The following is a 17,008-nucleotide window of genomic DNA, read 5'->3' on the forward strand; positions in this document are numbered from 1 at the left end:
CCAACAATATTGCTCAAGATGTGTTTTTAAATAAACGTCGTGAAATGCGTATAAACCAATAAAATAAAACCCCCACTTTAAAAAAAGTGGGGGTTTGTCATTAATCTGAAACCTAGCATTCTGCTAGGTTTTTTGTTTTGTTAGGTTATCAATCTCATGTCGGAATAAAATATGGATCAACAAGCGATTCGGAAATTATTTGATGATTCAGTCAAAATTAATTTTACCGAACTAGATTTAGCGTTAAGTTTTAATCGACCGAGTGCACATGAATTCAATGCACTTAGAAAAGATGCAGGTTGGAATGAGGTTGATATTCAACTTGCAGCATTAAGCCTAAGACACTCATTATTTCATATTGGGGTTTACCGCAATGAAGAGCTTATAGCTTACGGCCGAGTAATAGGTGACGGAGCATTGTTCTATTATGTACAGGATGTAGTGGTGATTAAGCCGTTTCAAGGAAAAGGTCTCGGTGGTTTAATTATGCAAGGTGTTGAATCGTTTTTAGACAGTACAACTTGTAAAGGCGCAACCGCTGGATTGTTGTCGGTGATCGGAAAAGAAGATTTTTATCAACGCTATGGTTATAAGGCAAGGGATGGTATTGCATTAGGGCTTGGTATGTGCAAATTTTATTGATACTTTTTGTGTCAAATCGTTATTTTTTAAGGATATAAAATGTCTAACGTTGTCATTACAGGGTCCAATCGCGGTATTGGTTTAGCGCTCGCTACGTTATTTAAGCAACAAGGTTGCAAGGTGTTTGGTTTATGTCGTCATACTTCTGATGAACTAGAAGCATTAGACATTAATGTCATTACTCAGATTGATGTCGCTACCGATGAGGGCATTCATAACATGCACACTTCATTAGCGGGTGTGGCAATTGATTTATTAATTTGTAATGCAGGTATCTTGCGTGATGAGCAATTAGCTCAGCTTAATTTAGATACCATTAGACAACAGTTTGAAGTTAATGCAGTTGCTCCACTGCGCGTTGTGGCAGCACTTCAAAACCAGCTAAATGCAGGAGGGAAAGTGGCTATGATCACCTCACGTATGGGGTCGATTGAAGATAATACTTCTGGCGGTCGTTACGGTTATCGCATGTCAAAAGCGGCTCTCAATGCTGCATCTATGTCACTCAGTCATGATTTAGCTCATAAGAATATTGCCGTTGGGATTTATCATCCAGGGTATGTTCAAACAGATATGGTGAACCATGGCGGCGATATATCAGCAATTGAATCTGCCAGTAGACTAGTGAGTTTAATCAATGATCTAGACATGGATAGTACTGGTGTATTTAAGCATTCTAACGGTCAGGTATTGCCTTGGTAGCTGTCATCTTTAAGGTTTATTTACAAGGGAGTCTGACGCTCCCTTTTTAATACCTATTATTTATGGTGTGTTACAGATCCCGTAATAGAATGACAATGCAAGTTTCATTATTAACTGATTATTTAACGAGCAAATTAAATCCGAATTTAAGTTTGGTTACAGATTGTTTGATTATTCTTAAGGGCTAAAAATATATTAAGCAGGTTTATGGCGGTTAACTTTGCAATGATAATTATTCAATTTGCATAGCAACTAGCCGAATACTGACAAGGTAGGAAGTGATGACGATGAAAAGTGACTCTGTGGAGAAAGCGCCCGGATTACTAGGAAGGGCGCTAGATACTATTGAAAGGGTGGGTAACAAATTACCTGATCCTGCAATGTTGTTTTTAATTTTAATGTTCGCAGTATGGGGAATTTCAGCACTACTTTCAGGTGTAAGCTTTGAAGCGATTGACCCTCGAACTAATAGCCCAATTGAAGTAAACAATTTATTAAGCGCAGAGGCTTTAACCCACTTTTTAACCTCAATGGTGTCCACCTTCACCGCTTTTGCCCCCTTAGGTGTAGTTTTGGTTGCGATGCTTGGTGTCGGTATTGCTGAGCAATCAGGGTTTATTAACACTGCATTGAAGCAGATGTTGAAAGTGACTCCTGCTAAGTTTTTAACTCCAGCAGTTGTTCTTGTCGGGATTATCTCCCATACCGCTACAGATGCGGGTTATGTGGTTGTTATTCCTCTTGCTGGTGTTATTTTCTTTACTGTCGGTAGGCATCCGTTAGCAGGTATTGCGGCAGCATTTGCTGGTGTATCGGGTGGTTTTTGTGCCAACTTTATTCCTTCTGGTATCGATCCGCTCCTGCAAAGTTTTACTCAATCAGCAGCGCAAATTGTTGACCCAAGTATTCAAGTTAACCCATTGAATAATTGGTTTTTTGCCGCGTCTTCTTGTATCCCAATCACCTTACTTATTTGGTATTTAACGGATAAAATTCTTGAACCTAGACTTAATAAATCTCATAAAGTTAAACGTGATGAGGTTGACTTACCTGCGATGGATGAAGCTAATGCTAAAGAAATCAAAGCATTCAGAGTTGCTTCTGCCGTAATGCTAGCTGCGATTGTTGGCTTCTTTTCACTGACTATTCCTGAAACGTCAACATTACGCGATGCTGATGGTTCTTTAACGAGTTTTAGTGCACCGTTAATGCAATCTATTGTGCCGTTAATCTTCATTTTCTTTATGTTACCTGGTCTTGTATATGGTTACATGACCGGCAGTTTTAAAACGTCATCAGATGTGGTTCAAGCTATGTCTAAGTCAATGAGTGGCATGTCCCACTATATTGTCATGGCGTTTTTCTGTGCTCAGTTTGTTGCTGCTTTTTCGGCATCAAATCTTGGAGCACTCATTGCAGTTGAAGGTGCAGGCGGGCTTAAAGCACTGAACTTACCAGCTGAAGTAACTGTGGTTGGCATGATTATTTTAGTGGGTTTTGTTAACTTATTTGTCGGTTCTTCATCTGCTAAATGGGCGTTAATCGGGCCAGTGCTTGTTCCTATGTTGATGCAATTAAATATCAGCCCAGATTTATCTCAAGCGGCTTATCGTATTGGTGATTCAAGCTCGAATATTATTACTCCTTTGATGCCTTTCTTCCCTTTAGTCGTTGTTTACTGCCAACGTTATGTTAAGGGTATTGGTATTGGTACTCTCATTTCAATGATGTTGCCATTTAGCTTGGCTTTACTGTCGATTTGGACTATTTGGCTACTAATATATTGGTCTATTGGATTTCCTCTTGGATTAGGTGCAAGTTACACCTATGGTTAGCGAGCTTAAAAAACCTTAATAATAAATATTTCATTTAATTAAGTAAGTGATTAAAAAGCAACGACTGTTCGTTGCTTTTTTTTCAGTCAATATACTTAACAACTTGAAGTCTAGTCATGGCGTAAACCATTAATTTTTAATCTATGCTTATTCAATGTTGACTCATGGATCTCAAATTATGAACTCTTTAAGTTTTTACTCGGTCTCAATGACAGTTTTTGATTTTATTGTTCACTCAATATCAAGATACAGTCCATTAAGGTTTCATTTAAAACGTATATTGTCCGTGATTTGTTTAACAAGTTTAAGCGTAACTCCTATCTGTTTTGCAAATACCAATCCTCAGTATGATCAACAATTAGCTGAATCACTGAATGCTGATGAATATGACATGAAGTGATATGTCATGGCTTTTTTAAAAGTGGGCCTAATCGAGATAGAAGTGAAGAGGAGGCTGCAAAGTTACAACGTGCTAATATAGAGAGCATTGGTCAACTTGCAGCAGGTAAGCTTATAGTATCAGGCCCATTTATTGGCAAAGAGAGTAAAAATGGAGCTATTTTTTAATGTTGAAACAATTACCAAAGTAAAAGCGTTTTCTGAAACAGACTCCGCTATTTATCCAGAGTGTAGAGATGGAACGATTGCCTTGGTAGCGCTGCGTTAATGGAAGTGAATGACATCCACAATAAGGTTTCGAAAACCTTAATGTGAATGCATGAACCACATTAGCAGATTTAAAATATTAACTTTCACGAAGACTGATATTGTCTTCCGTTGCTAGTTTATTATTGTGGTTTTCAAACGCGTTATTTGAATCAAGGTTTTTGATTCGTTTTATTTCATTGAATATCAATGGTGATAATAAAATACATAAAGCCACATTGGACAAAGGAACAGAAAGCCAAATTCCATTAACCCCTAAGATAGAAGGAAGTGTTAATAGAAATGGAATTTGGATTAGCATGTTACCAAGTGAAATAGTTAACGAGCGTCCCCCTCGATTCACCGCCATAAAATACATGGTGGCAATGAAAATTAGCCCATCAAGCACTAGTGCAAATAAATGCAATCTCATGCCGATTAATGTTTCTGCCATCAAGACTTTATCCTGACTACTGAAGAAGCCGATGACAAATTCCGGAAAGATATTAATAAAGGCGAGTGTTGATAACGCTAATATAACGATGACCTTAACAGCTAACTTTACAGTGGCTTTGATATTGGCAACTTGTTTAGCGCCATAGTAATAGCTTACTGGTGGTTGCATACCGCCAGCTATACCTTCAGCAAGTAAAAAGAAGGTGGTAGCTACATAACCCACAATGGCAAAAGCGGCCACATGTACTGCAGATCCAAACTTCATAAACAAATAGTTATGCAGAGCAATAATAAAGCTGAAGTATAAAAACATGAACAAGCTTGAACTGCCCAAGACAATAATATGTTTCATCTGGCTTAAGCTTATAAGGTTGAACTCAAGTTTGGCCCGCGTATTAGCTTTTGAAGAAAAGAAATAACTAAAGCCAAGTACAACAACTGTTGCCTGAGATAACAGAGTTGCAATGGCAGCCCCTTTTAAACCCAATGGGTAAACTGCAATAAGTAAGTAATCTAATAAAATGTTTAATGACGCACCAATAATTAATAGCTTGGTTGCAAGCCCTGGGTTCTCATCATTACGAACGAGTAGGGGAAGCGCTGTTGCTGTGGCAGTAAAAAAAGCACCATATGCAAAAACTTCAATGTAGTTCATTGCCATTGCAAAGTTATCGCCGTTAGCTGATTGCAGCAATAACAAGGTTTCACCCCAAAAATTGATGAAAACTGCAGCCAATACACTCAAGATGATAATGAGTGCCATGGCATTATTGAGGACTCTTAAGCCGTCTTTCGGCTTGTCTTCCCCACGACTAATGGAAAGTAAGCTTCCTGCTCCCATACCGATCATCATACCAACACCTGCAATACAGCAGATAACTGGCCAAGCCATATTAATTCCAGCTAACCCCTCAAATCCAATGTAATGCCCCACAAAAATACCATCAATAATTTGATAAAGACCGCTGACAAGCATTGCAGCGATAGATGGAATCGCATACTTCCAGAAGTGTTGGCTAACGGTGAGTTGATCTGTAGGTTTTTTATTGTGTAATGACATTTTGTAAGCTCAAAACTTAATGAATTTCAAAGAAAGCACATTATAAAGTTAAAGTAGATAGGTAAAAGTTGGTATCCATCTCTTTATCGGATAGATATAATCAATTTTATAATCTTGAAAATACTTGGTGTCAGATGAACTGGTCCATTGAACAATTACACGCTTTTGTTGCAGCAGTGAATACCGGCTCATTTTCTGCTGCGGCCAGAACTTTAGGTAAAGCGCAATCTCGGGTTAGTACTGCGATTGCTAACCTTGAAATCGATTTAGGGTTTAAGCTATTTGATCGAAATGCTCGATTGCCTGTACTTACTGAGCAGGGCGAACAAATGTTCATTGAAGCTCAAGCTGTTATAGCTCAATGCGAACGGCTAAATTCCCGCGCAATGTCGGTGCAAACAAAAGATGAGTTAGCGTTAACCATTGCGATTGATGAAGCTGTACCTATTTCAATTTTTGAAACTTTCTTCGATAAAACAGCGGCTAAATTTCCGTTATTAAAACTCACGATATTAAATGGCTCCCGAGATGATATTGCACAATGGGTTGATAGTGATAAAGCGGATTTAGGTGTGTTATTTCATGGGGAACAACTTTTCGATAGATTAGAGTTTTTCACCATTGATAGCTTTCATCAATCACTGATTGTTTCTGTAGATCACCCGCTAGCGTCAATCGCTGTACCTAATATTTCTCAATTAAACGAACATCGGCAGCTGGTTATTTGCGATTTACAAACGCAAAGTAAACCCATTTCAGCTAATTGTTGGCATGTTGATAGCTATTATTACATTACTTCTTTGGTTACTCGAGGATTAGGCTGGGCTTTGGTGCCTGAACATATTGCAGATTCTCAGTGGTATTCAGGCGAGATTAAAGAATTGAGTACTTATCATATTCCAGATTCATTATTGATTGAAATGGGGTTAGTCAAACGCCGAGATAAAGGTGCTGGTAATATTATGAACTGGATGTTTGCTGAGGTCGAAAAGATGTTTATTGAAGCTAAAAAAGCGAAACGAAAATCCAATCTATATGCTAAAACGACTTAAGAGGTTGCGAATTAATGACGATTGAATAAGTTTAATTCGCTATCAAAGTTTTAATCAAGGAAAGCCACAGACTTGTTGTGCTGCACGTACAAGTTACTGGGTTCATCAGTGGTAAGATCTAAATCTAGGTTAGAATCTGGTACGCAGCAACAAGGTAAACATTCATCGTTTTCAAGCTCAACCAGTGGCTTGGTAAGATAACGAACACTACCTTTATTCATTTTGGTTTTACAAGCACCACAAAAACCATTTCTGCATTCTGAGAAAATATTCACTTTCTTTATTTCTAACACTTCAAGCAGAGTGTGTTGCTGTTGATTGAACAGCAACACAGGTTCACCATTTAAACTGACAATGGGCGCTTTTTTGAAGTTTGGCTTATAGGTCAAAGTCAGAAAACTCATCGCTGTCTACTGCTGAGTCGATTTGACCCACTAAGTAAGAAGACACTTCTACTTCTTGTGGCGCGACTTGAACCGCATCACTTTCTAACCAGTTTTTCATCCATGGTAAAGGGTTAGTTTGCTCTGGATAAGGTTGAGGTAAATTTACAGCTTTCATACGTTGGTTGGTTATGTACTCAACGTACTGACATAAAATTTGTTCGTTAAGACCAATCATTGAGCCGTCTTTGAATAGGTATTGAGCCCATTCTTTTTCTTGCTCAGCCGCTTTATAGAAAATATCGAAAGCTAGATCGTGACACTCTTTAGCGATTTCGCCCATTTCTGGATCGTCTTTACCACCTTGCATGATGTTGACAATGTGCTGAGTGCTATTTAAGTGCAATGCTTCATCACGAGCAATTAAGCGAATAATCTTAGCATTACCTTCCATTAACTTACGCTCAGCGAAAGCAAATGAACAAGCAAAGCTGACATAGAAACGAATTGCTTCTAGTGCATTAACCGACATCATACAAAGATAGAGTGACTTTTTAAGAATGCGCGAGCTAACGGCAATCTCTTTACCATTTATGGTATGAGTACCTTCACCATGTAAATTGAATACCTGAGTCAATTCAATAAGATCATCATAATATTGTGCAATATCACCCGCACGTTTAAGGATCTCTTCATTCACAACGATATCATCAAAAACAACAGAAGGATCGTTAACGATATTACGAATAATATGGGTGTACGAGCGTGAGTGAATTGTTTCTGAGAAAGACCAGGTTTCAATCCAAGTTTCTAACTCAGGCAACGACACTAACGGCAGCAGGGCAACGTTAGGAGAGCGGCCTTGAATAGAATCAAGTAAGGTTTGGTACTTAAGGTTTGAGATGAAAATATGTTTCTCATGCTCAGGTAAGCCTTGGTAATCAATTTTATCTTTGCTTACATCTACTTCTTCAGGGCGCCAGAAAAAAGATAACTGCTTTTCAATTAACTTTTCAAAAACTTCATATTTTTGTTGATCGTAACGCGCAACATTAACTGATTGACCCATGAACATTGGTTCATTCATTGGATTGTTAGGTGTTTGACAAAAAGTAGAGTAAGCCATTTATATATCCCAAAAAAGCGGGGAAACTCCCCGCTATTGTATGCTAATTATTGATTAAATCTTACAAGCGCCGCCGGCACAATCATCATCTTCTTTTTCGACAACAGTAATGTCATCTAAGTTGTCTGATGCACCATCACGAGTGTTGTGATAGTAAAGGGTTTTAACCCCTAACTTGTAGGCTGTTAGCAAATCTTTAAGCAAGGTTTGCATTGGCACTTTTTGACCGTCAAAGCGAGTAGGGTCGTAGTTAGTGTTAGCGGAAATTGCTTGGTCAATAAACTTCTGCATAATCCCGACTAATTCTAAGTAACCGTTGTTGTTTGGCATATTCCAAAGCAATTCATATTGATGCTTAAGCTCATCAAAATCAGGAACTACTTGCTTTAACTGACCGTCTTTACTTGCTTTAACACTAATTAATCCACGTGGTGGCTCAATACCGTTTGTCGCGTTTGAAATTTGCGACGATGTTTCAGAAGGCATTAATGCAGACAATGTAGAGTTACGTAAACCATGTTGTTGAATATCGCTACGTAAACCTTCCCAATCCATGTGAAGCGGTTCATTACAGATTTTATCAAGGTCACGCTTGTAAGTATCTATAGGTAAGATACCTTCAGCGTAAGTTGTTTCGTTAAATAGCGGACATGCACCTTGCTCTTTAGCTAAGTTCATTGACGCTTTTAATAAGTAGAACTGGATTGCTTCAAAGGTCTTATGGGTTAAATTATTACCAGAGCCATCAGAATATTTCATTCCATTTTTAGCTAAGTAATTTGCAAAGTTAATAACACCTATACCAAGAGTACGACGATTCATCGAACCAAGTTGAGCCGAGATAATTGGGTAGTCTTGGTAATCAAGTAAGTTATCTAAAGCACGAACTGCTAAATCAGCTAATGGTTCTAACTCTGATAAGTCATTGATTGCACCTAGGTTAAGCGCAGAAAGAGTACAAAGGGCGATTTCGCCATTTGGATCTTCAATGTTTTTCATTGGCTTAGTTGGCAATGCAATTTCTAAACAAAGGTTAGATTGCTTGATTGGTGCAACTTTAGGGTCGAATGGACTGTGGGTATTACAGTGGTCCACGTTTTGAATATAAATACGACCAGTTGAAGCACGCTCTTGCATCATCAGTGAAAATAATTCAACTGCTTTAATCTCTTTACGGCGAATGCTCGTATCTGCTTCGTATTGTAAATACAGACGTTCAAACTCAGCTTGGTCTGCAAAGAATGCATCGTATAAACCAGGTACGTCAGATGGACTAAATAAGCTGATATTTTGAGATTTAATTAAACGTTGATACATCAGCTTGTTTAATTGCACGCCGTAATCAAGGTGGCGGACACGGTTATCATCAACACCACGGTTATTTTTAAGTACAAGCAGTGATTCAACTTCTAAATGCCAAATAGGGTAGAACAGGGTCGCTGCACCGCCGCGAACGCCGCCTTGAGAACAAGACTTAACCGCTGTTTGGAAATACTTATAAAACGGTAAGCAACCTGTATGGAATGCTTCACCACCTCTAATTGGGCTACCTAATGCACGAATACGGCCAGCGTTAATACCGATGCCAGCACGTTGGCTAACGTATTTAACGATTGATGACGCTGTAGCATTAATAGAATCTAAGCTATCGTCACATTCAATTAATACACATGAGCTGAATTGACGTGTTGGAGTACGAACACCTGCCATGATAGGTGTAGGTAGCGATATTTTAAACGTCGATACGGCATCGTAAAAACGCTTAATGTAGTCAAGGCGAGTTTCTTTCGGGTATTTAGCGAATAAACATGCTGCGACTAAAATATATAAGAACTGTGCACTTTCGTAGATTTCGTTAGTGACACGGTTTTGAACGAGATACTTACCTTCTAATTGCTTAACAGCAGCGTAAGAGAAGTCCATATCACGCCAATGGTCCATGTATCCGTCAAGGATATCCAGTTCTTCAGCAGTGTAATCTTCGATAATATGCTTATCGTATTTTCCGAGTTCTACTAAGCGATTAACTTGCTCAACTAACTTAGGTGGCTCGAATTGGCCGAATGCTTTTTTACGTAGATGAAAAACAGCTAAGCGAGCAGCAAGAAACTGATAATCAGGAGATTCTGGAGAGATAAGATCTGCTGCTGCTTTAATGATAGTTTCATGAATAGCTTCTGTAGGAATACCTTCAAAGAACTGTAGGTGAGAACGTAATTCTACTTCTGAGACTGAGACATTATTCAGTCCTTTAGCTGCCCATTCGATAACGCGATGAATTTTGTCTAAATCGATTGTTTCGCGTTCGCCACTGCGTTTAGTGACTGTCATATTGCTGTTCATTAAAAAGAGGCCTTGGTTCTATATTTATTGGTGTAATTTATCTTTGGATCTTTCTACAACTAGTTACTTACGATCGCCAATAAATCACATTACGTTCCCTTGTAAGTTGATCATCCAAAAGCGTTCACAACATAATATTTACAAAAATACTAGTGTTACAGCAAGATACTGAGCTTTTTATGCTAGTGTCTCGTAGTGATGTCACACACAAGATATGGTGTTTTTAAATCTGATACATACAAGATAGTGAGGTTAGTCACTATTTGCAAGCAAGATTTTTATGAATAACTTGTGGATATCTCATGTATATTGATACAAGTTAGTAAAAGCTAACCTGCTAACGCAAATTGCGCTTTAAATTTGTGAGGGTGGTGATTTTATCTACAATAGAGGCGGTAAGTTTGATCGCTACAATAATCAGCGATCAATTGTTTTGTTATAAAAATAGTTTGATTTTTGTTGGTCAGATTTGCTAAGCCAATTTTGTATTGTTAGTTCACTAAAAGCTAATGCTGTATATGTGTATATACCCAAAAAACCTGAAGATAAGTGTTTCAGAGCTTCACCGTGTTTTCAATACTAGGCACGTTAATGCGGTAATGTAGGTACCTTATAAATTAGCGCAACAACGTAGTGGGAACACGGTGAAACTCCCTGAGGGCAAGTTTTGCACGCGTTTATGCTGCGTTATTGATTTTGAAAAGGGAATAACCATTACCCGCAATCAATGCCTTGCCTATACGCGTGTAAATTCTTGCTGAAATCGAGCATCTTCAGGTTGTTTGGGTATACAGCCTCATCGTCAGCAAGCTGCAATGAGGCATATGCATTCAGAAAATGAGTTTAATTTAAGCCAAAACTGACGTAACAAAGAATTGATGCAAATCATTCACGTTATTGAATTCAATCTGACTTGGCCATTGATCTGGACAATCAGATTCAGCCAAATACCCCCATAAGGCAGTGCCGCCAATCATGCCAGCATTCGCAGCTGCGACTAGGTCTCTTTCAGCATCACCTAAATACAAAATGTTTGCTGGTTTACAGTTTATTTGCTGCGCCGCTAATAGCATAGGCGCTGTATGAGGTTTGGGATGAAGGGTAGAATCTCCACTCACAACAGATTTAGCTCTATGGGTCAGACCGAGTGCATTAATGAGAGGGCGGGTAAACTTTGCTTGTTTATTAGTGACAATACCAAACGGTAAATCATTTGTTTCCAGCAAATCTAAAAATTCTTTAAACCCTGCAAATAACTGAGCTTTTTCACCATTCACCTTCTTATAATGCCCAAGTAGTGATTGTTGGATGTTAATTTGTTCTGCTTCACTAAGGTGAGGTACACCTGCTTTTACTAATGCCAAGCTACCGTGAGAAGCAGAGTAACGTAGTTTATCAACGCTCTGAGCTGCAATTCCTCGTTCATCTAAGCTAAGGTTTAATGCATGAATTAAATCAGGTGCGGTATCCGCTAATGTGCCGTCTAAATCAAATAACACAGCTTTAATTAAATTCATTTTAAGCCTTAATGAGAAATTAAATGTGCCACACCTTAAGTTACAGCATTAAAATGTGGCAAAAAATGGTGGTGAGAAATTGATTCTTCAATAACTGAAGGGCCAGTTAGTCCTCTATTTTTTGTGTCGCAATCATATAGTTTACATCCACTTTATTCGTGTATTTATATACACCTGAAATTGGGTTGTAAGTAATTCCTAAGGCATCGCGGCAAATTAAATCTGTGTTATCAACTAATGTGATAAGTTCAGAAGGTTTAATGAATTTACTATGATCGTGCGTTCCAACGGGGAGCATTTTTAAAACATACTCTGCACCCACAATTGCTTGGATGTAAGACATCATACTGCGATTAATGGTCGAGAAAAAAACATGGCCACCAGGTTTCACCATGTCACAGCATGCTTGAATGACTGATAAAGGGTCGGGTACGTGTTCTAGCATTTCCATGCAAGTGACAACATCATAATGTCCCATATGCGATTGCGCATGCTCTTCTGCAGTCATGGTATCGTAATTGATAGAAACGCCAGTTTCTAAGGCATGCAGCTTAGCTACTTCAATTTGGGCTTCACCCATGTCTAACCCAGTAACTTTTGCACCAATTTTTGCCATGCTTTCTGACAAAATACCGCCTCCACAACCAATATCGATAACTTGTTTTTCAAATAAGCCACCGCTAGTTTGATCAATATAGTTTAATCGTAATGGGTTTAATTGATGTAGTGGCTTAAAGTCACCATTTGGATCCCACCAAGACGCAGCCATGTTGGCAAATTTTTCGATTTCTTGATGATCAACGTTTTGTTGAGTGGTGTGTTCTTGGTTCGACATAGCAAGGACCCATGATTTATTTATGATTATTGCATGCATTATAACCATACCTTTAATAAACATAGTGAGATGAAACAAGATTCATTTCTAGTTGGTTATATATTCGGCACTAATTGCTGATAAAAAAGCCATTGAGGTTTTGTTAGCGGCTTTTGCGCATTCTAATAGTAGTTAAACCTAAACAATATTGACTAATTCTTGCTGTTTTTATTCAGTTTTTCACTTGCTTTAACTTTTCGTTGCCCTAGGGTCTAGTCACTTTATATATCTGTGTTAGAATGCCAAATCACGTTTTTGAGCTACACAATAAAATGGAATAATTATTGTGCGCTAATTTTAGGGGAACGAGCAGTTTATGACTGATCTGGCATCATCAATTTCGCCAATTAACATCGAAGACGAACTAAAAAATTCTTATTTAGATTATGCTATGAGTGTAATCGTAGGTCGTGCATTACCCGACGTTCGTGACGGATTAAAACCTGTTCACCGTCGTGTGCTTTTTGCAATGAACGAATTAAAGAACGACTTTAATAAGCCTTATAAAAAATCAGCTCGTGTTGTTGGTGACGTAATTGGTAAGTATCACCCTCATGGTGACTCTGCTGTTTACGATACAATCGTACGTATGGCACAACCATTCTCAATGCGTTACACACTTGTCGATGGCCAAGGTAACTTCGGTTCTGTCGATGGTGATTCAGCAGCGGCAATGCGTTATACCGAAATCCGTATGGAGAAGTTAGCGCATTCATTGCTAGCCGATTTAGAAAAAGAAACCGTGGATTATGTACCTAACTATGATGGTACTGAACATATACCAGCGGTTCTTCCTACACGCATTCCAACATTATTAATTAATGGTTCTTCAGGTATTGCTGTTGGTATGGCGACGAATATCCCGCCGCACAATATCAATGAAGTTGTTCAAGGTTGTTTAGCATTAATTGAGGAGCCTAGCCTCTCAATTGAACAACTAATGGAATATATTCCTGGACCTGACTTCCCTACAGCAGCGTCAATCAATGGCCGTAAAGGTATCATTGACGCATATAAGACTGGCCGTGGCCGCGCTGTTATGCGCTCAAAAGCTGCCATTGAAGAAGAAAACGGTCGCGAACGTATTATCGTCACTGAAATTCCTTATCAAGTGAACAAAGCGCGTTTGATTGAAAAAATCGCTGAGCTTGTTAAAGATAAGAAGATAGAAGGTATCAGTGGTTTACGTGATGAGTCTGATAAAGACGGCATGCGCATTGTTATTGAAATCAAACGAGGTGAAGTGGGCGAGGTTGTACTTAATAACCTATATGCTCAAACTCAAATGCAGTGCTCTTTCGGTATCAACATGGTTGCGTTGACTAATGGTCAACCAAAACTGTTTAACCTTAAAGAAATGCTTGAGTGCTTTATTCTTCACCGCCGTGAAGTTGTAACACGCAGAACAGTATTCGAATTACGTAAAGCCCGCGAACGTGCACATATCCTTGAAGCATTAGCGATTGCACTTGCTAACATTGACCCAATTATCGCGTTGATCAAAGCATCTCCAACACCAGCTGAAGCTAAAGTTAAATTAGTTGCTCAAGGCTGGCAGTTAGGTAATGTGCAAGGCATGCTTGAAAAAGCAGGTGATGATGCAGCGCGTCCAGAATGGTTAGAGCCTGAGTATGGTATTCGAGATGGCGAATACTTTTTAACTGAACAACAGGCACAAGCGATCCTTGAATTACGATTACATCGTTTAACTGGTCTTGAACATGAAAAAATCCTTGCTGAATATGAAGAATTATTAGAGTTCATAGCTGGTCTATTGTTCATCCTTCGCAGCCCTGAACGTTTGATGGAAGTCATCAAAGAAGAGCTAGAAGAAGTATTAGAACAATACGGTGATGCTCGACGTACTGTAATTAATCAAAACGAAGTTGATATGAGTCTTGAAGACTTAATTAACGAAGAAGATGTCGTAGTGACATTATCACATATGGGTTATGCCAAGTATCAGCCACTGACTGACTACCAAGCACAACGTCGTGGTGGTAAAGGTAAAGCAGCAACTAAAGTTAAAGACGAAGATTTCGTTGAGAAACTACTCGTTGCTAATACTCATGACACCATCCTTTGTTTCTCTGACTTCGGTAAAATGTACTGGCTTAAAGTTTACCAATTACCATTGGCAAGCCGCACAGCACGTGGTCGTCCAATCATCAACTTACTACCATTATCTGATGGTGAGCGTATTACTGCTATTTTACCAGTACGTGAATATGCTGATGATAAGTTTATTGTTATGGCAACAGCGCACGGTACAGTTAAGAAAACCGCATTAACGGCTTACAGTAATCCTCGTGCAAACGGTATTATTGCAGTTAACCTGAAAGACGATGATCAATTAATTGGTGTTGATATTACTAATGGTAGTGATGACATCATGTTGTTCTCGAATGAAGGTAAAGTAGTTCGTTTCAACGAGAAAGTACGTGATTCTGAAACAGGTGAAGTGAAGAAAGATCCTGAAACAGGTGAAGACTTAATTGCTATCCGTCCAATGGGCCGTACAGCCACAGGTGTTCGCGGTATCAAACTTGAAGATGGTCAAAAAGTTGTTTCAATGATCATTCCTAAAGAAGAAGGTTCTATCTTGACTGTGACTGAAAATGGTTATGGTAAGCGTACTGACCTTTCTGAATACCCAGCTAAGAGCCGTGGTACTAAAGGTGTGGTTTCTATCAAGGTGAGTGAACGTAATGGCGCTGTTGTTGGCGCTGTACAAGTTACTGAGTCTGAAGAAATTATGTTGATTAGTAACAAGGGTACGTTAGTTCGTACTCCTTCAAGTGGTGTATCACTGATTGGTCGTAACACTCAAGGTGTCACAATCATTCGAACTGCTGAAGATGAAAAAGTAGTCGGTTTACAAAGACTGGATGAAATTGAAGTCACAGAAGATTTTGTTGAAGGTGAGGAGGGCGAACAGCCTGAAACACCAGCAGTAGAAAATCCTGCTGATGATGCAACAGATACTCCTGAAGCTGATGCTTAATACTAAGCGTTAAGTGGATACAAAAAAGGATGCCAATGGCATCCTTTTTTAATGTCTGAATAAATATCAGGCTAATCAGTTTGCTCTGTGGCTATCACTATAACCAACCAACCAATAAGCCTTCTTACAAACTAGCCATTATTTTTAGCTAAAGTATCTGCATGCTTAAAAGCATCACGCCAAAAGGTTGAACTTAGCTTAGCGATCACACGCGACTCACCATTAAGTAACATTGCCATACCGATATTTAATTCTGGTGAATAAGACACTTCTGCGACATATCCAGCAACCCAACCAGCATGATAAATTAACGGACGACCTTCAAATTCATAAACGCGCCAGCCTTTACCATAATGAGCATCATCAAGATATGTTCTCCAATCACGTCGACGAAGCTCTTTGGTTGTTCTAACACCAGCAGTTGTCACGTCTTTAATGACTCTATTTGATAACACCCCTGGGTTTTCGCCTAAATTAGCGATAAGCCATTTGGACATATCAGTAATACTGGCGTTTACGCCTGCTGCAGGTGCTAATTTATAATAGTTAGGTTTCACTTTTACTTTTCTAAAGCCTGACTGAGTTTTTACGTGAGGTTCGGCGCGATTACTTTGCTTATCAAATGCTTCATAGCCAATTGATGCAGTTGTCATCTTAAGTGGCGAGAATATTTTTTGTTGGATTAAACTCTCGTAACTCTCACCAGATTGCTGCTCTATGGCATCTTGAATAAATGAAAACGCCACATTCTGATAGCTATAGCAAACTCCAGGTTTACACATTGGGGTTAATTCAGAAAACTTATTAATGATCTTTTCCATGCCTACATCGGCATTGATCAAATTATCGTAGCTATTTGGCATTAGGCCGGTACTTTGACCAATGATATGTCCTAAATTTATCTCCTTTGCTTGTTGTTTATCAGCAAGGGTGAATTCAGGAAGATACTTAATGATAGGTTGTTGCCAATGTAGTTTATTTTCAGTAACCAGTATACTGGCCAATGTACCAGCAAAAGTTTTTGACACCGAAGCTAAACGAAATACTGTATCAGCGTTGACATTCAAATTGCCACCTTTGGCACGTTTTCCGTAGGTGCTCAGTGTTAATATTTCACTACCTTCGACAATGACAAAAGCACCACCTGGTACTTTGCTTTTTCTCAGCTGCTTATGAAAATTGTGTTTGAAGTTTTCGGAAATTTTATTGTATTCAGATTGCGATGCCGCTAAAGAGGAGGTTGGACTCAGCGCTCCAATAGATAAAGTGCCTAAAAGCAAAATAGGTTTTAAAAACATTTACAGTTCCAGTGACCGTTAATACGATCTAATTTTTATTGTTTTGATGTCAATATAGTCATTAAAATGAT

General features: G+C 38.8%; 12 protein-coding genes. 5 read left to right on the forward strand and 7 right to left on the reverse strand.

The features are described 5' to 3' along the window. The first annotated feature begins 171 nt into the window (after positions 1-171). The 3 genes from L2735_RS16390 to L2735_RS16400 all read left to right on the forward strand — a co-directional run bounded on the left by L2735_RS16390 (position 172) and on the right by L2735_RS16400 (position 3,179). Positions 172-642 (forward strand): GNAT family N-acetyltransferase, encoded by a 471-nt coding sequence (locus tag L2735_RS16390; RefSeq protein ID WP_248985725.1) that lies wholly within the window; start codon positions 172-174, stop codon positions 640-642. Positions 643-681: 39 nt separating this feature from the next. Then, positions 682-1,344, forward strand: coding sequence for an SDR family oxidoreductase (locus tag L2735_RS16395; protein ID WP_248985726.1), 663 nt, complete (start codon positions 682-684; stop codon positions 1,342-1,344). A 281-nt stretch (positions 1,345-1,625) separates the two neighbouring features. Continuing rightward, on the forward strand, positions 1,626-3,179 hold the full coding sequence (locus tag L2735_RS16400) for an AbgT family transporter (RefSeq protein ID WP_428848324.1): 1,554 nt from the start codon (positions 1,626-1,628) through the stop codon (positions 3,177-3,179). 745 nt (positions 3,180-3,924) lie between these two features. Here the strand turns inward: L2735_RS16400 and L2735_RS16405 are convergent. Continuing rightward, on the reverse strand, positions 3,925-5,340 hold the full coding sequence (locus L2735_RS16405) for an MATE family efflux transporter (protein WP_248985727.1): 1,416 nt from the start codon (positions 5,338-5,340) through the stop codon (positions 3,925-3,927). Positions 5,341-5,474: 134 nt separating this feature from the next. Between L2735_RS16405 and L2735_RS16410 the strand changes: the two genes are divergently transcribed. Next, complete coding sequence (locus tag L2735_RS16410) at positions 5,475-6,392, forward strand: LysR family transcriptional regulator (RefSeq protein ID WP_248985728.1); 918 nt, start codon at positions 5,475-5,477, stop codon at positions 6,390-6,392. A gap of 50 nt (positions 6,393-6,442) precedes the next feature. Here L2735_RS16410 and yfaE read toward each other — a convergent pair whose 3' ends face one another. The 5 genes from yfaE to ubiG all read right to left on the reverse strand — a co-directional run bounded on the left by yfaE (position 6,443) and on the right by ubiG (position 12,596). Next, a complete protein-coding gene (gene yfaE / locus L2735_RS16415; protein ID WP_248985729.1) occupies positions 6,443-6,796 on the reverse strand; it encodes a class I ribonucleotide reductase maintenance protein YfaE in 354 nt (117 codons plus the stop codon). Beyond that, a complete protein-coding gene (nrdB, locus tag L2735_RS16420) occupies positions 6,771-7,901 on the reverse strand; it encodes a class Ia ribonucleoside-diphosphate reductase subunit beta (RefSeq protein WP_248985730.1) in 1,131 nt (376 codons plus the stop codon). Before nrdB ends, yfaE begins: the two co-directional genes overlap by 26 nt. A 54-nt stretch (positions 7,902-7,955) precedes the next feature. Further along, entirely contained in the window at positions 7,956-10,244 is a 2,289-nt protein-coding gene (gene nrdA / locus L2735_RS16425) for a class 1a ribonucleoside-diphosphate reductase subunit alpha (protein WP_248985731.1), read from the reverse strand. Between the two features lie 848 nt (positions 10,245-11,092). Continuing rightward, positions 11,093-11,761, reverse strand: coding sequence for an HAD family hydrolase (locus L2735_RS16430; protein ID WP_248985732.1), 669 nt, complete (start codon positions 11,759-11,761; stop codon positions 11,093-11,095). A 106-nt stretch (positions 11,762-11,867) separates the two neighbouring features. After that, positions 11,868-12,596, reverse strand: coding sequence for a bifunctional 2-polyprenyl-6-hydroxyphenol methylase/3-demethylubiquinol 3-O-methyltransferase UbiG (ubiG, locus tag L2735_RS16435; protein ID WP_248985733.1), 729 nt, complete (start codon positions 12,594-12,596; stop codon positions 11,868-11,870). A 355-nt stretch (positions 12,597-12,951) separates the two neighbouring features. Between ubiG and gyrA the strand changes: the two genes are divergently transcribed. Further along, the gene (gyrA, locus tag L2735_RS16440) at positions 12,952-15,639 is read left to right on the forward strand and encodes a DNA gyrase subunit A (protein WP_248985734.1); all 2,688 of its coding nucleotides are present in this window, start codon (positions 12,952-12,954) and stop codon (positions 15,637-15,639) included. Positions 15,640-15,770: 131 nt separating this feature from the next. Here the strand turns inward: gyrA and L2735_RS16445 are convergent, their stop codons facing one another. Beyond that, a complete protein-coding gene (locus tag L2735_RS16445) occupies positions 15,771-16,937 on the reverse strand; it encodes a serine hydrolase domain-containing protein (RefSeq protein ID WP_248985735.1) in 1,167 nt (388 codons plus the stop codon). Between the last annotated feature and the right edge of the window lie 71 nt (positions 16,938-17,008).

The sequence above is a fragment of the Shewanella olleyana genome (assembly GCF_023283825.1).
Taxonomy (GTDB): Bacteria; Pseudomonadota; Gammaproteobacteria; order Enterobacterales; family Shewanellaceae; genus Shewanella; species Shewanella olleyana.